The organism is Allopontixanthobacter confluentis, assembly GCF_009827615.1.
Lineage (GTDB): Bacteria > Pseudomonadota > Alphaproteobacteria > Sphingomonadales > Sphingomonadaceae > Allopontixanthobacter > Allopontixanthobacter confluentis.
In genome coordinates, this window is record NZ_WTYU01000001.1 from 311,594 (window position 1) to 331,519 (window position 19,926).

At 56.8% G+C, this 19,926-nt stretch carries 16 protein-coding genes; 6 read left to right on the forward strand and 10 right to left on the reverse strand.

What is annotated here, in order from left to right; all coding sequences use genetic code 11:
* Positions 1-9 precede the first annotated feature (9 nt).
* Complete coding sequence (locus GRI44_RS01415; protein WP_160599573.1) at positions 10-1,464, forward strand: tetratricopeptide repeat-containing sulfotransferase family protein; 1,455 nt, start codon at positions 10-12, stop codon at positions 1,462-1,464.
* Between the two features lie 554 nt (positions 1,465-2,018).
* On the opposite strand, the gene GRI44_RS01420 is transcribed toward GRI44_RS01415, so the two are convergent.
* The gene (locus GRI44_RS01420) at positions 2,019-3,074 is read right to left on the reverse strand and encodes a hypothetical protein (RefSeq protein ID WP_160599575.1); all 1,056 of its coding nucleotides are present in this window, start codon (positions 3,072-3,074) and stop codon (positions 2,019-2,021) included.
* 54 nt (positions 3,075-3,128) lie between these two features.
* Complete coding sequence (locus GRI44_RS01425) at positions 3,129-3,674, reverse strand: hypothetical protein (protein ID WP_160599577.1); 546 nt, start codon at positions 3,672-3,674, stop codon at positions 3,129-3,131.
* A 235-nt stretch (positions 3,675-3,909) separates the two neighbouring features.
* Between GRI44_RS01425 and GRI44_RS01430 the strand changes: the two genes are divergently transcribed.
* Positions 3,910-6,936, forward strand: coding sequence for a TonB-dependent receptor domain-containing protein (locus tag GRI44_RS01430; RefSeq protein ID WP_160599579.1), 3,027 nt, complete (start codon positions 3,910-3,912; stop codon positions 6,934-6,936).
* Positions 6,937-7,077: 141 nt separating this feature from the next.
* Here the strand turns inward: GRI44_RS01430 and GRI44_RS01435 are convergent, their stop codons facing one another.
* Genes GRI44_RS01435 through GRI44_RS01445 form a run of 3 tightly spaced genes read right to left on the reverse strand, consistent with a single transcriptional unit; the run spans position 7,078 to position 10,458 of the window.
* Positions 7,078-7,989: a class I SAM-dependent methyltransferase gene (locus tag GRI44_RS01435; protein ID WP_160599581.1), complete on the reverse strand. Its 912-nt coding sequence runs from the start codon at positions 7,987-7,989 to the stop codon at positions 7,078-7,080.
* The gene (locus tag GRI44_RS14040) at positions 7,986-9,707 is read right to left on the reverse strand and encodes a 2OG-Fe(II) oxygenase family protein (protein ID WP_332872326.1); all 1,722 of its coding nucleotides are present in this window, start codon (positions 9,705-9,707) and stop codon (positions 7,986-7,988) included. The genes GRI44_RS01435 and GRI44_RS14040 overlap by 4 nt, the downstream gene beginning before the upstream one ends.
* Positions 9,708-9,714: 7 nt before the next feature.
* The gene (locus tag GRI44_RS01445) at positions 9,715-10,458 is read right to left on the reverse strand and encodes a 2OG-Fe(II) oxygenase (RefSeq protein ID WP_160599585.1); all 744 of its coding nucleotides are present in this window, start codon (positions 10,456-10,458) and stop codon (positions 9,715-9,717) included.
* Between the two features lie 180 nt (positions 10,459-10,638).
* Between GRI44_RS01445 and GRI44_RS01450 the strand changes: the two genes are divergently transcribed.
* The 4 genes from GRI44_RS01450 (at position 10,639) to GRI44_RS01465 (ending at position 14,246) form a co-directional block, all read left to right on the forward strand.
* Complete coding sequence (locus GRI44_RS01450; protein WP_160599587.1) at positions 10,639-11,811, forward strand: acetyl-CoA C-acetyltransferase; 1,173 nt, start codon at positions 10,639-10,641, stop codon at positions 11,809-11,811.
* A 69-nt stretch (positions 11,812-11,880) separates the two neighbouring features.
* Positions 11,881-12,663 carry an SDR family NAD(P)-dependent oxidoreductase gene (locus GRI44_RS01455; RefSeq protein WP_160599589.1) on the forward strand — a complete coding sequence of 261 codons (783 nt, stop codon included), beginning with the start codon at positions 11,881-11,883 and terminating at the stop codon, positions 12,661-12,663.
* A 149-nt stretch (positions 12,664-12,812) separates the two neighbouring features.
* On the forward strand, positions 12,813-13,685 hold the full coding sequence (locus tag GRI44_RS01460) for a crotonase/enoyl-CoA hydratase family protein (protein WP_160599591.1): 873 nt from the start codon (positions 12,813-12,815) through the stop codon (positions 13,683-13,685).
* A gap of 72 nt (positions 13,686-13,757) precedes the next feature.
* The gene (locus tag GRI44_RS01465) at positions 13,758-14,246 is read left to right on the forward strand and encodes a MarR family winged helix-turn-helix transcriptional regulator (RefSeq protein ID WP_160599593.1); all 489 of its coding nucleotides are present in this window, start codon (positions 13,758-13,760) and stop codon (positions 14,244-14,246) included.
* A gap of 55 nt (positions 14,247-14,301) precedes the next feature.
* Here the strand turns inward: GRI44_RS01465 and GRI44_RS01470 are convergent, their stop codons facing one another.
* The 5 genes from GRI44_RS01470 to GRI44_RS01490 all read right to left on the reverse strand — a co-directional run bounded on the left by GRI44_RS01470 (position 14,302) and on the right by GRI44_RS01490 (position 19,907).
* Positions 14,302-15,312 (reverse strand): type II secretion system F family protein, encoded by a 1,011-nt coding sequence (locus GRI44_RS01470; protein ID WP_160599595.1) that lies wholly within the window; start codon positions 15,310-15,312, stop codon positions 14,302-14,304.
* Between the two features lie 15 nt (positions 15,313-15,327).
* Complete coding sequence (locus GRI44_RS01475) at positions 15,328-16,299, reverse strand: type II secretion system F family protein (protein WP_160599597.1); 972 nt, start codon at positions 16,297-16,299, stop codon at positions 15,328-15,330.
* 88 nt (positions 16,300-16,387) lie between these two features.
* A complete protein-coding gene (locus tag GRI44_RS01480) occupies positions 16,388-17,668 on the reverse strand; it encodes a pilus assembly protein CpaE (protein WP_160599599.1) in 1,281 nt (426 codons plus the stop codon).
* 11 nt (positions 17,669-17,679) lie between these two features.
* Positions 17,680-18,321, reverse strand: a complete 642-nt coding sequence (locus tag GRI44_RS01485; protein WP_160599601.1) for a CpaD family pilus assembly protein — start codon at positions 18,319-18,321, stop codon at positions 17,680-17,682.
* A 14-nt stretch (positions 18,322-18,335) separates the two neighbouring features.
* A complete protein-coding gene (locus tag GRI44_RS01490; RefSeq protein WP_160599603.1) occupies positions 18,336-19,907 on the reverse strand; it encodes a type II and III secretion system protein family protein in 1,572 nt (523 codons plus the stop codon).
* Positions 19,908-19,926 lie beyond the last annotated feature (19 nt).

A 19,926-nucleotide genomic window follows, 5' to 3' on the forward strand; every position in this document is an offset into this window, starting at 1 on the left:
AGGCGGAGCATGTCTGGTCAGAAATCCCGTATCCTGGAAGCCATTGCCTTGCTTGGCAAAGGTGAGCGCCGTGAAGCAGCCAAGCCTATTGCCGGTGAATTAAGCGGTGCTGGACCAACGGGGGAACGGTGGGCAAATGTGCACAAGCTTGCCAGCAAGATTGGTGAAATAGATCTTGGATTGGAAGCCTCCCGCAGGTTCGCCATCACAGAGCCGAAGACGCTCGAACGGATTTTGTTCCGTTGCGGGGCACTGGCGCAGGTGGGCCGATCGGAAGAAGCGTTGCGTTTGGTGGACGGGCTGCCGTCCGCTGTGCAGAACCACCCCGCTGTCCTCCATTTTCGCGGCACAATTGCAAGCGAGAGCGGGGATTTCGACGCGGCAGAGGCACTGATGCGCCAATCCTTGAAAATGGCACCCGGCTCTCCGCAAGGCTGGTTCGCATTGGCGATGATAAAGACATTTACCAAAGGCGATCCAGACCTGGCGGCAATGGCGTCGATTGAAAATCAGATTCACAGCGTCGATATCCTGACACAGGCGCGGTTCTATTACGGGATGGCAAAGGCGCTGATAGACGCTGGAGAAGTTGATCGCGGATTTTCCTATTATGAGAAGGGCGCTGCCCTGCGCCGTAAGGAAAAGCCATATGATCGCGCTGAGCAGGACAGGTTTACAGACGCTTTGATTGCAGATTTTACGGCTGAATCGCTTGCCAGATTAACACCGTCAAAAGCTGCTCAAAATCGCGCCATTTTCGTAAATGGGCTGCCTCGCTCGGGCACCACACTGGTCGAATCCATCATCGTGAGCCATTCGCGCGTTTCGGACGGCGCCGAGGTTAACCTTGTTCAGCCCGCCTTGCTGCCAACACTGGACTATTCTTTTGCTGGCGCGCTGGAATATCAACAGCGTTCGAACACCAGTGATCCGTGGGGCGAAATCGCTGATGACTATCTGGCGATGTTGAATATGCGATTTGCCGGCAATGCGATGGTGGTCGACAAGACATTGAGCCAGTCGGCAGTAATGGGTTTGCTGCTCCACGCCTTGCCCGATGCCAAGGTTATCTGGATGCGGCGGCGGCCTGACAATAATGTATTATCTGCCTATCGGGCGTTTTTCACATCATCAGTTCCATGGAGCTGGTCGATGGCGGACATTGCGCATCAGATGAAATCAGAAGACAAGTTGTTCGCACATTGGAAATCGCTGTTTCCAGAACGCATTCTGACAGTGCCTTACGAGGAACTGGTGACCGCGCCAGATCATTGCATAAAGCGTATACTTGGTCACGCAGGGCTGGCGATGGAACCTGCTGCTCGTGATTTTTATAAAAGTCGGCGCAAGGTCAGAACGGCGAGCGTACAACAAGTCCGGTCGGACATAAGCACTGATGCAATTGGCAAGACTGATCGCTTCGCCAGCCACCTCGAACCGTTCCGCAAGGCATATTTCGGCTAGGCGAAAACAAGGGCGAGGCCGATTGTGGCACGCCCTGTCGGTTGAAGTCTCTCAGGCGAGGTAATTTGCGGAGACCATTTGCGCTGCGCTTCGAGGCGCCAGCGCTTCTTTGCATCCAGCCGGGATTTGAACCTTGGGCATATGCGCCCAGCAGCCTTGCAGCAATCGAAGCGGGTAAACCCTGACCCTGGATTGCACGAAAAAGGGGAGAGCCCTGCGGCTCCCCCCAAATTCTTTCGCACATTCTTCGGATTAGAAGGTAATGTGTCCGCTCAGGCGAACGTAGCGTGGTGCTTGGTAGTTTGTTGCATGTTTCAATCCAATCGCCAGTCCGATCAACAGGATATTTGCGGTTTGTGACTAAATAGCAACATTGTTGCATTGTTGCAGTCGCTTCCCCGGGATGTGGGTTGATGCCATTTGTCGGCAAGATTGCCCCACAATTCTGGGCCAATAGAAGTAACGTAACGGCGGTGAGTGGACGGTTCTTGAGCCATTGGTCCTATTGCCATAGAAACCATATCGCGACGCGATTTGGTCGCGCACAACCGCGACTAGATCAGGGATCGACTTTCGAAACTACCGTTCGCGCCCACCTGGGCCTGCTGCGCTATCTGCCCAATCCACTGCTCAACCATAGCCGATTCTTCTCTGAAAACCGGACTTGAGCTGTCTGCCGATGCGAGTTTTTTTCGAAGGTCGTAATTTCCGCCGAGTTTCGCATGGGTCTGGAATATTTCCGACCGCACTGCGCGGTCAATCTGTGCAGTGGCGATATCCAGACCCGTGAATTGTGCAATCGCACGCAAACTGGCGCTGCGGGCATCATTGAAATGTGCACTATCGAGAGAGCGCATTCTCAGGCCATTAGTGCCCTTCATATTGGCCTCGAACCAGCGGCGCTGCAGCAGCCAAGCGAGGCCGGCAATCTGCAAGTCGCTGAGCAAAAAATGCTCCTGGGGACTGATGCCCAGGTCTAGCGGCGCATAAGACTGAACTTCCAAGTAAAGATTGCGTGCCCATCGCCGCCCCAATAATCCCTTGCGATTGACCGATCGAAGGAACGCCGAAAGGCTGTTGCTAAGCATCACCGCTTTCGCGTCGGGTGCGGCATGCATCAACGCCGGGATCAAACTGTTGGCATGGTTGGTTGGTTTTACAAACACCGCTTGCACCGCGCCATCAGGCCCAGTGCGGCGGCGTGACAATAATTTGAGGCATGGTTCAATCAGGTGGGCGCCAGCATTGCCCGCGCTGGCCAGGCTGGCAATAATTCCCGGTTCGCTCATGCCAGTGGCCACACCGTCGATATTCATTACTCGCGCTAGCAAGGTCGAGCGACAAAAAGCCGTGTGGAAAATGAAATGGAGTGGTCCGGCCTCGGGCTGCATTGCGGCTAGTTCATCAAGAGAGATCGTGGCAGTGTCGAGCGCAGTCTCTGGCGTGTAATCGGCCAAAAATCCCTCGCCCGCAAAGGCGCTCGCCGGAAATCGCAAAAAATGCGCAATACCCGATTTTATGTCGATCCCGTGCGGGATCCAGTCAGGGTCCGATACCAGCAAATCTGTCTTGATCACGCAGTTCGCCCTCAACTCAACCAGCAGGGTCATCAAAAAAGCCTGCCAGAGCCCAAATACGTTGCAGGCGGGTCGATGTGCCGAAGGTTAGCCGATCCTGGTGCCTTTTACACCCATCTGACCGTCAATCCTGATAAAGTAACTGTTGAGGGCTGCCTGTTTGAAAACCACGGTCTGGCCAGGCTGGAGCGGACGCAAACGTGACGGCGCGTTCTTGATTTGCCAAACTGCACCTTCTTGTGTCTGGAAGGTCCAGCTGTTGCGGCGGGTCTGGCTGACGCTGGCGATTGTGGTTTCCAGCATGTCCAGCTTTTGATCGTCACCCACTTTGCCGTCTCCGAACCAGCCGATATCGGGCAATGTAAAGCCAAACAAGCGCCGCCGGGTCTGTTTGGCCGCCTCCTTGTCTACAATCCGGATGTCTCCGCTTTCCTGCGCGGCAATCACCACACTGACGGCGCTGTCAAAGCAGGCAAGCCGCCGGGCATTATCTGCGATGGTGCGGCAAGACTTCAGCGTATCGAAATCCTTGACCTGGGTGGCTGCTTCTTGCGCTGAGCCTACTGATGCCGCGCTAAGCGCTACGCCAAAAAGCAGGCATTTGCAGAAATTGCAGATTACTGGGTGAAGCATCAGGGGATTCCTTAAAGGCACATACTATTCGGTTCAGTCAGAGAGTGCCACAGGTAGTGACCGGTTCCAACTGTAACGAGAATGACACACCGACCGCAGCAATTTGCCATCGCCGCATGGATATCATTGAAGAGGCCCCTGCACTCTCATAGATGGGCCAAGTTCGGGCAAGAGCCTGATACGCAATTTTTACAAAATGGGCGCCGCAGTGGCACTCATCCTAAGGGGGATTGGCATGTCCAACCGTTTTACTAAGTCTGCGCTTCTTGCAGGCACCATCATGGCCGGCGCCATGATTGCAACTCCTGTCTCGGCGCAAACCGTGGATCAGGAAAACGAGCCGGCACTTCAGGCTTTACCGGATAATGGCGCAGGCAATGTCATCGTCGTAACCGGTTCGCGTATTCAGCGTCGTAACGTTGAATCTGCTGCGCCTGTAGCTGTTGTGAACGCTGAAGAGTTTGAGCTTTCCGGGACGGTCAACGTCGAGAATGTGATCAATACACTTCCTCAGGTTGTTCCGGGCACGACTTCGTTCTCGAACAATCCTGGCACTGGCGCTTCGACGCTCAACCTGCGCGGGCTCGGTACGCCTCGTACGCTCGTTCTGGTCAACGGCCGTCGCTGGATGTCCTATGACACCAACCAGATTGTCGATCTCAACACGATTCCTTCGTTCTTGATTGATTCGGTTGATGTCGTAACCGGCGGCGCTTCGGCTGTTTACGGTTCCGACGCTCTCGCTGGCGTGGTCAACTTTCGTCTGAAGCAGGTTGATGGTATCGAACTGGGCGGCCAGTACAATATCACTGAACGTGGTGATGGCGCCCGTTACGAAGTCCATGGCGCAATCGGAACATCGTTTGACGATGGACGCGGCAGTGCAACGGTCTTCGCCGAATATTATAACCGCGAGCCAATCTTCCAGTCCGGTCGGAATTTCTCCAACTTCGCGCTGGGCGGTGAGAGTTTTGACGCCCCGCTGCAGCGCTTCGGCTCCGGTACTCCGCCACAAGGTCGTGTAAACGCTCCAGGTAACGTGATCGTGCGTAATGCAATCGATCTTAACAATGACGGTGACACCACCGACGCTGGTGAAGCTGCAATCCGCCGCGACATTGCTGCTGGCCTGGTCCTTGATGACGGTCTTTTCCGTACGCCTGGCGTTGCGACACCTAACGCTGGCAATTCCTACAACTATGCGCCCGCCAACTATTTGCAGCTTCCTCAGGAACGCTATTTGATTGGTGGCTATGCCGATTACGAATTTTCGGATGGGCACTCTGCCTATACGGAAGTTTCGTTCGTCAATAACCGGGTGGCACAAGAACTAGCTGCTACGCCTGTAACCGGCACGTTCAACGTCAACATTGCGGCAGTTTCGCCGTTCCTGTCGGCTGCCGTGATTAACGAACTGAACATTATCGACCAACGTGAAGCGGCAGCTAGTGCAGAGCGCGTCGCTAATGGTCTTTCGGCTCTTCCGACCGCTCAGCTGGGTGTTATCAGCACGGCAATCAACCGTCGTACGATCGAAAGTGGATCGCGCAACAGCCTCGATGAGCGGAATGCCTTCCGCGTATTGGGCGGTGTTCGCGGTGACATCACCCAGACCATCAATTACGATGCATATTATATGTATGCGCGTACTCGTAATGCCAACATTCAGGCGGGTAACATTTCCCGCTCTGCATTCCAGCGCGGTCTTGATGGCACTGATCCAGCAATCAACATCTTCGGTCTTGGTCAGCTTTCCCAAGGTTCCATCGACCAGATTTCCATTCAGGCACAGAATGGCGATGTCTCGACGACACAGGTCGCCAGTGCCGTTATTTCCGGCACGTTTGGTGATTTTGCGATTGGTGCAGCACAGCCGATTGGTTTCGCATTGGGCGCAGAATACCGCAAGGTTGGGTCGGAATTCCTTCCTGACACGGCGCTTTCTTCAGGTGACGTAATCGGCTTCAACGCCGGTGATGCAACTGCAGGTAGCTACAACGTGAAGGAAGTCTTCGGCGAATTGAACATCCCGATCTTCGAAACCGATGGCGGGGCTCGTTTGAATTTGACCGCTGCTGGTCGTATTTCCGACTATTCGCTTGAAGCTGTGGGCACAACGTACACCTACGCTGGCGGCGTGGAGTTCTCACCTATTCGTGACGTAACTCTTCGTGGTCAGTATCAGCGAGCAGTTCGTGCGCCAAACGTCGCCGAACTGTTCCAGGGGCAGGCAATCAACTTCCCCGGTGTTGTTGATCCATGCGCGAACGCTGCGACAGGTGCAGTAGCTGCAACTCGTGCAGCCTGTATCGCCCTTGGTGTTCCTGCAGGTAATGTCGGCCAGGGCCTGATCGTTCAGCCTAACGCCCAGGTCCCAGTGCTCATTGGCGGCAATCCAAATCTGGAAGAAGAAACTTCGGACAGCTTCACCGCTGGTATCGTTCTTCAGCCTAGCTTCCTGCCAGGGTTCACTTTGACTGCCGATTATTTCGACATCACGATCGACAATGCGATCGCGTCTGTCGGCGGCAGCCCGCAGGGTGCATTTGACCTTTGCTTCGTAACTGTTGCGGCAGCAGCAAACCCTGTCTGCGACGCCTTCCGCGGCGTTCGTAACGGTGACGGTGCAATCGTGGTCGACAATCCCCCATTAATTTCGCAGGCTAATATTTCGAGCCTCGGCGTCAGCGGTATCGATCTTGAAGCGAATTACACGACGACGATTCCCTTCTCCTTGCTCACAGACACGGGCGAACAGCGGGTTAACCTGTCGTTCCTTGGTACCTGGACCGAAAGTTCCTTCGTGACACCGGTTGTGGGTATTGACGATACTGTAGAATGTGCCGGCAAGTTTGGTGGTCGTTGTGGTGAACCCACACCTTCCTTCAAATGGACCAGCCGCGCCTCGTTCATGGACGGTCCGCTGACTACTTCAATCCGGTGGCGTCACCTCAGTGCAGTTCAAGACGAAGATGACTCCGTTCTTTATTCGGACTTCAATGGTGTTGAGCGCATCCCGGCTTACGATCTGTTCGATCTGACGATGGCGTTTGAAGCCAGTGAGAATTTGACCCTGACCTTTGGTGTCAATAATATCTTCGACAAGCTTCCATTGAGCCCAGAGTTCAATGCTGCTGGCGAAGTTTCGAACACAAATAATGGCACGTTGCTGGGGGATAACCAGGAACAGGCTAACACATACCCAAGCACCTTCGACGTGCTGGGTCGTGACTTCTTCGTTTCGGCGAAAATGAAGTTCTAAAATACGATTGCCAAGAGGCAATTTGAAAATCGGGCGGCGAACCTTCGGGTTCGCCGCCCTTTTTCATGCGACAAATTCAAGCAAATTTTCCACGATGAAATCGCGACTGTCGAAAGGTTGCAATCAACCCCCGGCCCGCTGTCAGTTCGTCCGCGCCAGAATACGCCAGTCTGCGAAAGGCGGTATGGATTTCGCTTCGGCGACTGGTTGGATGCTAAGTTGAGTCAATCCCCCATCCGAGATCTCGCGCAAAAACCCGTCACTATCGGCCGTTCGCGCGCACGCAATTTGAAGAGACGCGATCCGGCCTCGCTCGTTTGCAGCTTTCGCCGCGATCTGATCTAGCAACTGACGGACATTTGCTACCGTATCGCGTTGCCCTAGCGTAATGGACTGCCGAACGGCCTCGGCAATTTCCCAGGCAGCAGACGTTGCGCCGAACAGACGTGCACCTTCTTCTGGGGCTAGCGATATCTTGGCGGGAATTGCGGAAATGCCGGCGACGCGTAAAGAAAGACTGCGTTTAGCCAGTTCAATCAGATTCTGATCATCCAGAACCCAACTCAACTGTTTTAGTCGTTCCAGATTATGCGCAAGAATTGGTCCATCCTGCCGGTGAGTCAGAATAGCAACCCGGCCATCAGGGCGCAAAACACGTGCAATCTCTGTCGATATTTTTGAAGTATCGCCATACTCGAAGCCAAACTGGCTTGTAACGGCGGAAAAGGCAGAGTCGCGGAACGGCAGCATTTCCATCGACACCCCAGCGCGCACCTTTGTGCCTTTAGGCGGGATGGGGAGTTGGGGCGCACGATCGATGCCGGTCGGTTTCACGTCCTTGCGTGCCTGTAATATCCACCGCATCACCCTTGCGTCACCAGTTGCAAGGTCCAGCAAGCGGGACTTTGCAGGAAGAGTTTTTGCAAACTCCAACCATTTTTTCGCCTGTGCCGCATCAATGCCAAGGTAACCGGAGGGTAGGCACCCAGCCGTGGATTTTAATTCGGCGGCCCAAAAATCGCCCCATGCTGCCGCTTCGTCAGGTTTATTCATGAAGGTTCCTTCTCAGGCCTAACGTCGAAAGCAACGGTCAGGCGGCGACCTTGCGTGAACGGGCGGGTTCCGTGGTAAAGTGTGCTCGGAAATAGCGCGAGGTGTCCAGGCCGCGGGGGGAAGGCGGTTATCGGTTGCAAATCTATGCCCAAATCTGGTGGTGGACGGCCCAACTCCAGCCAACCCGCCTGCGGGTCGCCGTTGAGGTCAGCAGCCGCATCAGGCGGGCTTTCGCAATATAATGCGGATGACACTATCCCCAGCGGATGAATGTGCGATGCGTGCCGGTCGCCGGCGCCCCCCGACAAGCGCACTGACCATGAGCCGGCCATGTGCCATGGCACGTCGCGATAGCGCAGAACCGGATGGCAGATGCGTGGATTTGTGGCATCGGATTGCGGCAGAGCTTTTTGATAATCTTGGATAGTCGCACCAATTGCGTCGCGCAATGCGGCAAATTCCGGCTCTGTCCGGTCGAACAGTAGCGCAGCGGTCTGTGTTCCGCCCCTCAGGGACTGCCCAAGCGGCTGGGCTGACGTATCGTGCAATCGGTGAAGCTGCGCGATTGCAGGGGGCAGGACATTTTCGGCATCTTGCAGCGGAAGAAATGCAACAAGGCCTTGCTGTTCATGTAGCCATTTCTCACGCGGATCTCCGGCTAATCGCCACACCACACTTATCAGCGCCCAGGCGGAAATTGACGTGGGATCTTCTTGCAGCACAAGATCAAGAAGAATTGCAGCCTTATCGGTTTCGCCCCGCCGCAGTTGATGCCGCGCCAGATGGATTCGTTCGTCGTTATTCTTAAGCGAAATTGTGTTCCAGACCGATTGAGCCCGCTCATTTTCCCCAGCCGCGCTCGCATAGACAGCCTCGAGCAGGGCAAACCGCTCGAGATGCGGAAATTTTTCCCGAGCGCTTCGTGCGAATTCTGCTGCTTCACGATTGAAATCAAGCCCGGCCAGCACTGCACATTGCGCTGCGGGAATGTTGTGATCCTGCGGCCTTCTTTGCATGGCAATAGTGTAATGCGACGTGAAGTCAGCCTCTCCTGCTGCCAGTCGCAATTGCGCCAGAAACTGCAGTCCGTCGAGCCATTGGGGAGCTTGCTGCATCAATAGCTCCGCGATTTTACGCGCTTCGGCAGTGTCGCCTGCAATGGCCATTGCCTGAGCTTGCCCAAGCCACAATTCTGCATCGCCGGCAGTTACTTGCAGCGCCTGTTGGTAGCGAGAAACCGCATCGCGCTCCCCCCTTTGCATCGCCAGTCGTGCGCGGCCATGCAAAGCGCGGGCATGCTTTGGGTCAAGAGTGAGGCATTGTTCAAACCACGCCCCGGCCTCGGCCAGGTTGCCCGCCCCGCGCTCCGCCAGTGCTCGCACGGAACAATATCGAGCCACGGAAAACCCTTCCTTGGTGAAGGGCGCAAGGACCGCCAACGCGTCGCGATATCGCGCAATTCGTGACAGAGAAATTGCCAGATTAAGCGAGAATTCGAGTAATCGGGGCTGAAGTTTGGCCGCAGTTCCAAAGAATTGAATGGCTGAGTCGAAATTGCGTGAGCGCATTGCAGCGTTGCCGGCGGAATTTGCCAAGGCTGCATCATCTGGCCAGGCAGCAACTCCCTCTTCAAGAATTTCCAGTGCACCATTGAGATCCCCTGCCTGTTCGGCGGCATGGGACCGTGCTCGCCATTCAGAAGCGGAAACTTTGCTCACTGCCAATTTACCGGTCCCTAAACCAGCCTGAAATGGCATAGCGGCCGATAGGCGCGAATGGCGGGACAAAGCTGACACCATGCGCTTGTGGCACGGTAAACAGGTTGAGGGAGTTGAACCTTGGGCGGAATCCTTGAACCACGTCGCCCTCTTCATCGAAGAAATTCAGATAGCCACCCCAATCAGGCTTCCATTCGTCGATCGTCATATTCAGCACATAAGCCACCCGCCAGCCTTCGGCGACGTGGCTGTCAATATGGTGCGCAAGGAAATGCTGTGGGCCAAACAAAGTCGCGTTACCGTCCGCCTTAACCAGTCCGGTCTGACCAGTCACATCTGCAACGAGCGCAATAAATTCAGGCGTGTTCAGATATTCGAGCAGCAGGTCATGCGGCCCGCCCTCGTTCCATTTTCCAAGATAATTTTCGACAAGCGAGTAGCGACCATAAAGAAAAGCATAGTCGCCCGCGCCAGCAGCTTGAAAACTTCCTGCCGCGAGTTCCTGGATTTTGTTCTTTCCTGTCGCGGTAGCAACTTCATCGGCGCGCAATGCCTGCGGGCCAGGGGAATCGGCCGCGCCTGCTTGCGCGGCAATGCCCCAGGGGGTCGCGCAGGCTAGCACATCGCGAACCTCTGATGCCGTTTCGAGGGTAAGCACATCGCGTATCTGGACACGCGAATGCGCAGCAAACTCAGCTGCCAGGCCGCGGCGGTCAAGGTCGGGATTAATCTCGAAAAGTTTCTTGGCCATGGCGGGTGCGATGTAAACTCTAAGGGTGGAGGCGGGCCATGATCCTACATCCGCAAGTTGCCAAATAGCAAGCCGTGCAAGGCGGTGCTTCGGGTTTAGCGACTTGCTTGACTGCCACAAAACCGCACCCTACCCGATTATCAAATTGAGACTTCGGAAACTCTCTGGGAGAAGATTGCGATGGCAACTGCCTATATCGTCGATGCCGTAAGGACAGCTGGTGGCAGGCGCGGGGGGCGTCTGGCGGGGGTTCATCCGGTGGATCTTGCCGCAGCGTCGCTGGATGCGCTGGTTACGCGCACGGGGATTGACCCGGGTTCGGTTGACGATGTGATCATGGGCTGCGTCAGTCAGGCGGGCGAACAATCCATGCAGGTGGGCCGTAATGCGGTGCTGGCGTCCAGGACCCTGCCGCAATCCACGCCGGCAGTGACGATTGACCGGCAGTGCGGGTCATCACAGCAGGCGATCCAGTTTGCAGCGCAGGCCGTAATGTCGGGCACGCAGGATGTGGTGATTGCCGCCGGTATCGAAAGCATGAGCCGGGTGCCCATGGGTTCCACCGCCACATTCCACATGAAGGAAGGGCTGGGGATGTATAAATCGCCCGGTCTGGAAGAAAAATATCCCGGCATCATGTGGTCCCAGTTCATGGGTGCGGAAATGATCGTGGACAAGCATGGCCTGACCAAGGACGATCTCGACCGGTTTGCGCTGGAAAGCCACATGCGGGCCATCGCTGCGACCAATTCCGGCGCGTTTACGGCCGAAATCGTGCCGATCACCATTCAGACCCCGGAAGGCGAGCAGCAGCACATTGTCGACGAAGGCATCCGCTTCGATGCCACGCTGGAAAGCATTTCATCGGTCAAGCTGCTGAGTGAGAAAGGCCGCATCACGGCTGCATCCTCCAGCCAGATCTGCGATGGGTCGAGCGCGGCCCTGATCGTTTCGGAACGGGTGCTGAAGGAACAGGGGCTGACCCCGATGGCGCGCATCCACAACATCACGGTCACTGCGGGTGACCCTGTCATCATGCTGGAAGAACCCCTGTTTGCCACAGACCGTGCATTGCAGCGCGCCGGCATGTCGATTGGCGATATAGATCTGTACGAAGTGAACGAGGCGTTCGCCCCTGTGCCGCTGGCATGGCTGAAGCATACAGGCGCAGATCCGGAGCGGCTTAACGTCAATGGCGGCGCTATTGCGCTGGGCCACCCATTGGGGGCATCAGGCACCAAGCTGATGGCAACGCTGGTCCATGCGCTGAAAGCGCGGGGCAAGAAATACGGCCTGCAGACGATGTGTGAAGGCGGCGGCGTTGCCAATGTCACCATCATCGAGGCGCTGTAATCACTTTCTGCCTGCAAACGCCGGACAGATAGCCGGACAAATCGAGAATTTAACGAGAGGATTTCATTTATGAATGTCGATAGCAATACGGCCGCTGTGGTTACAGGCGGCGCATCGGGCCTTGGCGAAGCAACGGCGCGGGCGCTGGCTGCCAAGGGCGCCAAGGTCGCGATTTTCGATCTGCAGGAAGAAAAAGGCAAAAAGGTTGCCGAAGATATTGGCGGCATTTTCTGCGAAGTGAATGTCACGGATGATGCATCGGTGGATGCCGGTTTCGCAAAGGCGCGCGCCGCCCATGGGCAGGAACGCATTTTGGTTAATTGCGCAGGCACCGGCAATGCCATCAAGACAGCAAGCCGGTCCAAAACCGATGGTTCGATCAAGCATTTCCCGCTCGAAGCGTTCAATTTCATCATTCAGATCAATCTGGTCGGCACATTCCGCTGCATTGCCAAATCGGCCGCGGGCATGCTGACACTTGACCCGATGGAAGATGGCGAACGCGGCGCTATCGTCAACACTGCCAGCGTGGCGGCTGAAGACGGCCAGATGGGGCAAGCCGCCTATGCCGCATCCAAGGGCGGCGTTGTGGGCATGACCCTGCCGATCGCGCGGGACCTGATGGGCGAAGGCATTCGGGTGAACACCATCCTGCCCGGCATTTTCAATACGCCGCTGATGAATGCAGCGCCGCCGCAGGTGAAGGAAGCGCTGGCAGCGTCAGTTCCTTTCCCCAAACGGCTTGGGAATCCGGAAGAATATGCCATGCTGGCCATGTGCATGATCGAAAATGGCTATTTCAACGGCGAAGATGTGCGACTGGATGGCTCCATCAGGATGGCGCCGCGCTGATAGCAGATTGGATTGGCAGGGCCTGATGATCAAGGCCCTGCCAGCCCTGCCTAAACCGCCAGACCAGCCCTGCCAGACTAGCCCTGCCGCACAGGAGCGCGCAGCACAAAGCGGCCCTGACACCACATGCAATACATCGGGAGAGAGTGATGAGCCAGTATAGCCAGATCCTTTACGAGGTTGATGGACCTGTCGCCACCATCACTCTCAACCGGCCGGAAAAATTGAACGCCTATACCGGCCAGATGATGATCGAGGTGATCGACGCGCTGGATCAGGCAGATGCCGATGATGGCGTGCGGGCGATTATTTTTACAGGCGCGGGCGAACGCGCCTTTTGCGCTGGCGCGGACCTGACGCCTGAAGGTGGCGGCGGGCCGTTTTCCAGCGATACCAAGGTTGACGACCTGTCGGATGACAGCGTGCGCGATGGTGGAGGGCGGCTGACACTGCGCCTGTTCCAAAGCACCAAGCCGCTTATTTCCGCATGCAACGGCGTGGCGGTAGGGGTGGGCGCGACCATGCAATTGCCGATGGATTTCCGGCTGGCATCAGACACCGCCCGGTTCGGCTTTGTCTTTGCCCGGCGCGGTATCGTGCCAGAGGCTGCGTCGAGCTGGTTCCTGCCCAAAATCGTCGGGATCAGCCAGGCGCTGGAATGGTGCATGACCGGGCGCATTTTCGATGCTGCCGAAGCGTTGCACGGCGGGCTGGTGCGTTCCGTCCATCCGGCCGATGAACTGATGGGCGCAGCGCGCATGCTGGCGATGGAAATTGCCGAAAACACCTCGGCAGTCTCGGTTGCGATGACGCGCGCGATGCTGTGGCGGCTTTCGCCCGCAGCCCATCCGATGATGGCCCACCGCATCGACAGCCGCGCCATTTACCGTTTGTCCAAAGGTGCTGACGCGCGCGAAGGCATCGAAAGTTTCCTCGAGAAGCGCGCCCCCGACTTTCCCGGAAAAGTTACCACCGACATGCCGGACTTCTACCCCTGGTGGGATGAACCCGGTTTCGAGTAATCACCGCTTACCATCGCTGTTCGCCAAGGTTGCATCTTGCCATGCAGACCGGTTTCGATAGTAACCAATCGTATGTCTGATACCGGTTCACCAGTGCTCGTCCTTTCCGAATTCTTGCCTTATCAGATTTCGATTACATCGAATGCGATAAGTAACCGGATTGCGGAGGTGTATCGCAGCCAGTTCGGGCTGAAAGTTACCGAATGGCGGGTGATGGCGGTGCTGGGCGATACTGGCGCGCTGACCCAGCGCGAACTGACATCGCTGACGCTGATGGACAAGGTGGCCGTCAACCGAGCCTGCAAAGTGCTGGAACAGCGCGGGCTGGCCAGCCGCAAGCCCAATACCAGCGATGGCCGCTCGCATCTGCTGGCCCTGACGGATGCAGGTGTCGCCATGCACGACCGGATTGTGCCGCTGGCGCGCGAGGTGGAACAACGCTTGCTCGCGCCTTTGAGCGCGCAGGAACGCCAGACGCTCAAGGATTTGCTCAAACGCTTGCGTGACCATTCCCATACACTTGGCCCCGCAACCGTAACTGACGGTTGCGGGGCCGATTGAGCGCTTGATCTGGCGCGCCGTTTGTTCTGGCGCGCAACTTGTTCTGACGTAAGGGCTAAACTTGCCCCGGCTTGGCTGCAAATGCGTCGCTGATCGAACAGGCCGCAGGGCCAAGAATCACAATGAACAGCACTGGCAGAATGAACATGATCAGCGGAATGGTCATGATGGCTGGCAGACGCGCTGCTTTTTCCTCGGCGCGCATCATCCGTTCATTGCGGAATTCAGCTGACAGGACGCGCAGGGCAGAGGCCAGCGGCGTGCCGTATCGTTCTGTCTGGACCATGGTGGTGACCACACCGCGCACCGATTCCAGATTGACCCGGTACGCGAGATTGTTGAACGCCATTTTGCGTTCGGTGAGGAACGACAGTTCGATGGCGGTCAGGGCAAATTCGTCGCCCAGTTCAGGGTAGGCGCGGCCCAGTTCTTTTGCCACGCGGTTAAAGGCGGCATCCACTGTCAGGCCCGCTTCAGCGCAAATCACCAGCAGATCGAGCGCGTCAGGCAGGCCTTTTCTGACCAGGGCAGTGCGCTTGTTTGTCTTGTTCTTAAGGAAGATTTCCGGGCCTTTGTACCCTATGAACAGCATGAAAGCGAAGGCTGCCAGCTTTTTCATATCGCCCCATTCGGGGAAGAAATTGGCCACGTAAATGACCAGAAAACCAATGCCGCCCAGCACCAGCGGCAATACCAGCCGCGCGAAAATGACCAGCACGGCCAGTTCCTTGTTGCGATAGCCGGCATGCGCCAGCTTCTGCTGGATCGTTTCGATCTGGCTCTGCTGCAGCACTTTCAGGCTCGACAACGTATCACGGACGCGCTCTGTGCCTTCGGTCTTGCGGATCAGGCTGGCGCGTTTTCGTCCGCCCTGTTTGACAATGCCGGCTTTCAACTCGTCACGACGCGCATTCAGCGCCTTTACGCGGCCTGCCATCGGGTCTTTCACCGTAACGGCAGCGTAAATGGCCATGATGACGGCAAAGGCTGCGACACCTGCCAGCAACGTACCGACAAAAATGACGTCAATGCCAAGCAGGGTTGGTCCGGGCGGGGTATTTATCATTGTCTTTGTCCTCGCTCAGATTTCGAAACTGACCATCTTGGCCATGATGAACGCCCCGATGGACATCCACACCATACCGCCAAGACCGGTTGCAATCAGGCGGTCATCCACGAAGAAACCACCAATATAGTCGGGATTGATCCACCAGATCATGAAGAACACAATGAACGGCAGCGCGCCCACGATATAGGCTGATGCCTTGGATTCAGAGCTCATCGCCTTGATCTTCAGCTTCATCTGCGAACGTTTGCGCAGCACATCGCCCAGATTGGACAGGGTTTCAGCCAGATTGCCGCCTGTCTCGCGCTGGATGGCGAGGGTGATGCAGAAGAAGTTGAATTCGGCAATGCCCAGCCGGTCACCAGTTTCCTGAAGAGATTCCTCCATCGTCCGGCCAATTTTGATGCGTTCGACCACACCCTTGAATTCCGCGCCCACTGGCCCCGGCACTTCCTGTGCAACCACGCCCAGCGTTTCGGTAACCGGCAGGCCGGACCGCAGACCGCGCACGAGCAAGTCGATGGCATCAGGGAATTTGGCGTTGAATTTGGCCGTGCGCCGCTTGATGTTGGAATTGACCACCATATGCGGCACGCCGGCACCCACCAGAAGCCCGATGCCCAGGGACAGCAGGCCTGCACCAGTGCGCAGGAACATCAGCATGGCGATAAACAGCGCAATGCCAAGCGATGTGTAGAGATATTGTGATACTGTCCATTTCTTGCCGCTGCGGTCAAGCCGGGCGGCAAGCGCTTCAGTCCGCGAACCTGAACCCTTGACCGTAAAAGTCTTGGGCTTGCGCGAGGCAATCGCTTTCTTGAGCTGCGATTCCACCTTGGTATCGGTGTTTTCGGAATGGCGATAGCGCACAGCATCCAGCCGGCGCTGGCTGGCCTTTGCCGCTGAAGGGCCGGCCACCAGGGTGTAACCGATGACCATCAGCGCCATCATGCCACCGATTATCAGCAGGAGCTGTAGAATGCTCATGATCTGGTCCAGCCTTTCTTGAAATTACTATGCGGTAACAATTGGCCGCCTGTGCCCCACCGTGGGGCGGGGCGCAGGCGGCGGCAGTTCATCCGGCGTTGACGGTTGCCTTCTTGTCTTTCTTGGCAAGCAGGGACTTCAGATCAAAATTGCCGAGCAGCGATTTTTTCGCAGGTTCATCTTCATCGGCCATTTCATCTGACGCACCAATAATGCGATCAGCCAATTGCCGAATGACCTGGCTTGATTTGCTGGACCGGTTGGCATCGGCAAACGTCTGCCCCAGCTTGGCTGCATTGGCGGCAGCCTTGCTGTCCATCGGCACCAGAAAATCGATCTTGCGTTCGATCGAGGCTTCAAAGTCAGCCTTGCTGATTTCGACCATTCCGGTCTGCACCTTGTTCGCCACGATCAGCGGCTGTGCATGGGCAGCATTGGATTTGAGCCATGACAGGATGCGGATGGTATCGCGCGCCGATGCCAATGTCATTTCCGTGGTCAGGACAACCACGTTTACGTCAGCCAGCAGATGCGGGAAATTGATCAGCATGTTGCGCGGCAGGTCGATCATGGTCATTTCAAACGCCTGGCGGAATTCTTCCTCCAGCTGCAGAAACGCCGAACCGTCAGTCATCAGCGGCGCGTTGATAGGGGCTTCTGCTGACAGGATGGCGAGGTTGTCATTTGCACGGATCATCGCGCGTTCGATAAACAGTCCGTCGATCCGGCTGGGGTTGTCAATCGCATCAGTCAGGCCGCGGCCCGGTTCCAGATCAAGCGACAAGGCGCCGGTTCCGAAATGGATGTCGAGATCCAGCAATGCCGTCGGCATCTTGTGATCGGTGCTGAACAGCCAGGCCAGCGACGTTGCCAGCGTGGATGCGCCAACCCCGCCACGGGTGCCGACCACGGCGGTGGAGATATGGCGCTTGGCCGCATCGGGATCATTCGCCTTGGGCGCGGAAAACACTGCCTGTGCCTGCGTCAGCGAATCGCGGACGGCATTGGCGGACAATGGTTTCAGCAGATAGTCATGGATCCCGCTCGACAGCAGATCGCGGTAAAGGCGAACATCATTCACCTGTCCCACGGCAATCACCACCGTGCCCGGTTCGCAAACCTCGGCCAGGGCGTTGATGTCATTCAGCGGATCGCCGCTTTCCGACAGATCGACCATCAGAATGTTCGGGCTGGCTGCGACAGACAGCGACTGGACTGCGTTACGCAGGCCGCCTTTGGCGCATTTTTCAGACTGCCATCCCATTTCGATAGCGACGGGGCGCAGCACATCCAGCGCTGCTTCGTCACAAATAAATGCTGCGAATGGATCGCGGCCGCCTACGGCTCCGGATTTCCAGGGTGCGTTCATCTCAATTCCCCTTATTCGTCCGAGGCGGTCTCTTTCAGACCACCTTCACCAGTCGGCGCTTGTTTGCGATAGCTTGCGATGGCCTTGGAACCTGTCGACACGACAGTTTCGCCAGAACCCTTCTGACCGGTGATCAGATCTTCCGGATTTGCGATCATGGCAGCAAAATTGCTGTTGATGGCGCAGCCGTAATTCGCACGGGTTGCGTTGTTGTAATTGGCGTCTGATTTTTCGGACCAGTTCGGGCAATTGGGCACCGAAGCACTGGTCCGGGTGATGACCACGCGGGCATTGCCCGGCTCCACATAGCCCGCTGTCATTGGTGCGCCTTCGCTTACCAGAATGCCGTGGCGCGCAGCCAGCTTGGAAATGGCATTGCGGGTCGCGCCGCTCATCATCGGATCATCGATGGAGACACGGTCACCATAACGAAGGTCCATGGATTCAAACCAGGCTGCGAGGCGTTGCTGTTCCGGAACGGACAGGCCGCCGGCTCCGGCAGAAACGTCAAACGCATAATTGGTGCGTTCCACGACCGGCTGGTTCAGGCTTTCCAGACCGCGATGGGTCGGCATGCCGCCACACGCGCCCAGGGCAAGCCCAAGGGAAAGGGCAAGAGCGCCAGCTAATTTGCGATTTGATGCAATAGGCATTGTTTTCACCTTTCTCACTTGAGGCTGAAGCCAGGAGTAGCGGCCGCATCGGCGCGCCGGTCCTTCTTGCGCTTTGGTCCGTTGCCATTGGCCTGTCGGTCCTGCTGGGCAGGGCCGGGCATGATGGCGGCTGGGTCTATCTGCGAAACAGACGGCGAGGGCACTTCACCTTCCTTCACCGAAGGCATGGGGCGGGTAGCACCTGAAACGCCGTCATTTTCGCGGAAACCAAGCAGGCTTTGCAGTTCGGTTGCCGCGCGGAAGCCATCGGTAGGCAGTTTGATGTCGGACGCATCGACCGGTTTCACCAGATATGGCGTGACCACGATGACCAGCTCGGTTTCGCCCTTGCGGAATTCGCGCGAGCGGAACAGATTGCCAAGGATCGGCACGTCACCCACGCCCGGTGCCTTGTCGATCGTGTTCTGGGCATTGTTCGACATGAGGCCGGCGATCATGAAGCTCTGGCCGGAGCCAAGTTCCACGGTCGTTTCTGCGCGGCGGATGGTGAGGGCCGGAATATTGAAGCCGTTCAGCGTCACTGCGCCCTGGCTCGACAGTTCGGACACTTCGGGCCGTACGCGGATCGAAATGCGGCCATTGGCCAGAACGGTTGGCGTATAGGCCAGGCTAACCCCAAATTTACGATATTCAATCGAGGTTGTGCCCAGACCCTGACTGATCGGGATCGGGAATTCACCGCCAGCAAGAAAATCGGCAGTTTCGCCCGAAAGAGCAGTCAGGTTGGGCTGCGACAGAGTGGTCACCAGGCCTTCACGTTCTGCCAGATCCAGCGCGCCGCCAAGGTCGAGGCCAAGAAACTTGCCGAAGCCGGCGATGGTGGCACCGCTGGCAACGGTGGTAACAAGCGTCGAGCCCGCGCTGGCTTCCGTGCCGTTGACAAAGGCTGTGCCGCCCGGCGTATATTGCGGGAATGCACCGTCACGGCCAATGCCAACGCCGAATTTGAAACCATTGGACTGGTCTGCGCTGAGCAGGTTGGTGCCAATGGCCCGGACCAGCGAGCGGCTGACTTCGGCAAACCGCACTTGCAGATTGACCTGCAAAGGGGTCGCCATTTTCAGGCGGCTGATAACATTGCTGTCATCGCCGACAAATGCCGACACCAGGCGTTCAGCTTCAGCGGCGTCCTCCGGCGCGGCCACTGTGCCGGTAAGAAGAACAGTGTTGGTGCCCATGGTGGATACCGAAATCTGTGCTTCGGGCATGGCCAGCGCCAGCATCTGGTCAATGCTGCCGATGTTGGAACCAACGCGGACATTGGCGGACCATACGATGTCACCGGCGCTATTGCTGGCATAGACCGTGGTTTCACCGCCTGCCTTGCCAAAGACATATAGCTGCCGCTGCGATTTGACCTGCACATCGGCAATCGAATCATTGGCGACAAAAATATCGGCCATTGAACCGGGGACATTGATCAGTTCACCGCGGCCGATCGACAGGACGATTTCCTGTGACGGGCTTCTGATGGACTGGGCATTGGCCACACCTGCAGGAACCCCTGCAATCGGCATTATGGCAAAACTGGATAGCAGTAAAGTGGCTGTCAGGCGGCGTTTCATGGTGTTGCCCCTTGGTTTC

What these genes read in the sequence shown, in the direction of transcription:
- GRI44_RS01415 (WP_160599573.1), top strand. Translation starts at nt 10, where the DNA reads ATGTCTGGTCAGAAATCCCGTATCCTGGAAGCCATTGCCTTGCTTGGC.
- GRI44_RS01420 (WP_160599575.1), bottom strand. Translation starts at nt 3,074, where the DNA reads ATGACCCTGCTGGTTGAGTTGAGGGCGAACTGCGTGATCAAGACAGAT.
- GRI44_RS01425 (WP_160599577.1), bottom strand. Translation starts at nt 3,674, where the DNA reads ATGCTTCACCCAGTAATCTGCAATTTCTGCAAATGCCTGCTTTTTGGC.
- GRI44_RS01430 (WP_160599579.1), top strand. Translation starts at nt 3,910, where the DNA reads ATGTCCAACCGTTTTACTAAGTCTGCGCTTCTTGCAGGCACCATCATG.
- GRI44_RS01435 (WP_160599581.1), bottom strand. Translation starts at nt 7,989, where the DNA reads ATGAATAAACCTGACGAAGCGGCAGCATGGGGCGATTTTTGGGCCGCC.
- GRI44_RS01445 (WP_160599585.1), bottom strand. Translation starts at nt 10,458, where the DNA reads ATGGCCAAGAAACTTTTCGAGATTAATCCCGACCTTGACCGCCGCGGC.
- GRI44_RS01450 (WP_160599587.1), top strand. Translation starts at nt 10,639, where the DNA reads ATGGCAACTGCCTATATCGTCGATGCCGTAAGGACAGCTGGTGGCAGG.
- GRI44_RS01455 (WP_160599589.1), top strand. Translation starts at nt 11,881, where the DNA reads ATGAATGTCGATAGCAATACGGCCGCTGTGGTTACAGGCGGCGCATCG.
- GRI44_RS01460 (WP_160599591.1), top strand. Translation starts at nt 12,813, where the DNA reads ATGAGCCAGTATAGCCAGATCCTTTACGAGGTTGATGGACCTGTCGCC.
- GRI44_RS01465 (WP_160599593.1), top strand. Translation starts at nt 13,758, where the DNA reads ATGTCTGATACCGGTTCACCAGTGCTCGTCCTTTCCGAATTCTTGCCT.
- GRI44_RS01470 (WP_160599595.1), bottom strand. Translation starts at nt 15,312, where the DNA reads ATGATAAATACCCCGCCCGGACCAACCCTGCTTGGCATTGACGTCATT.
- GRI44_RS01475 (WP_160599597.1), bottom strand. Translation starts at nt 16,299, where the DNA reads ATGAGCATTCTACAGCTCCTGCTGATAATCGGTGGCATGATGGCGCTG.
- GRI44_RS01480 (WP_160599599.1), bottom strand. Translation starts at nt 17,668, where the DNA reads ATGAACGCACCCTGGAAATCCGGAGCCGTAGGCGGCCGCGATCCATTC.
- GRI44_RS01485 (WP_160599601.1), bottom strand. Translation starts at nt 18,321, where the DNA reads ATGCCTATTGCATCAAATCGCAAATTAGCTGGCGCTCTTGCCCTTTCC.
- GRI44_RS01490 (WP_160599603.1), bottom strand. Translation starts at nt 19,907, where the DNA reads ATGAAACGCCGCCTGACAGCCACTTTACTGCTATCCAGTTTTGCCATA.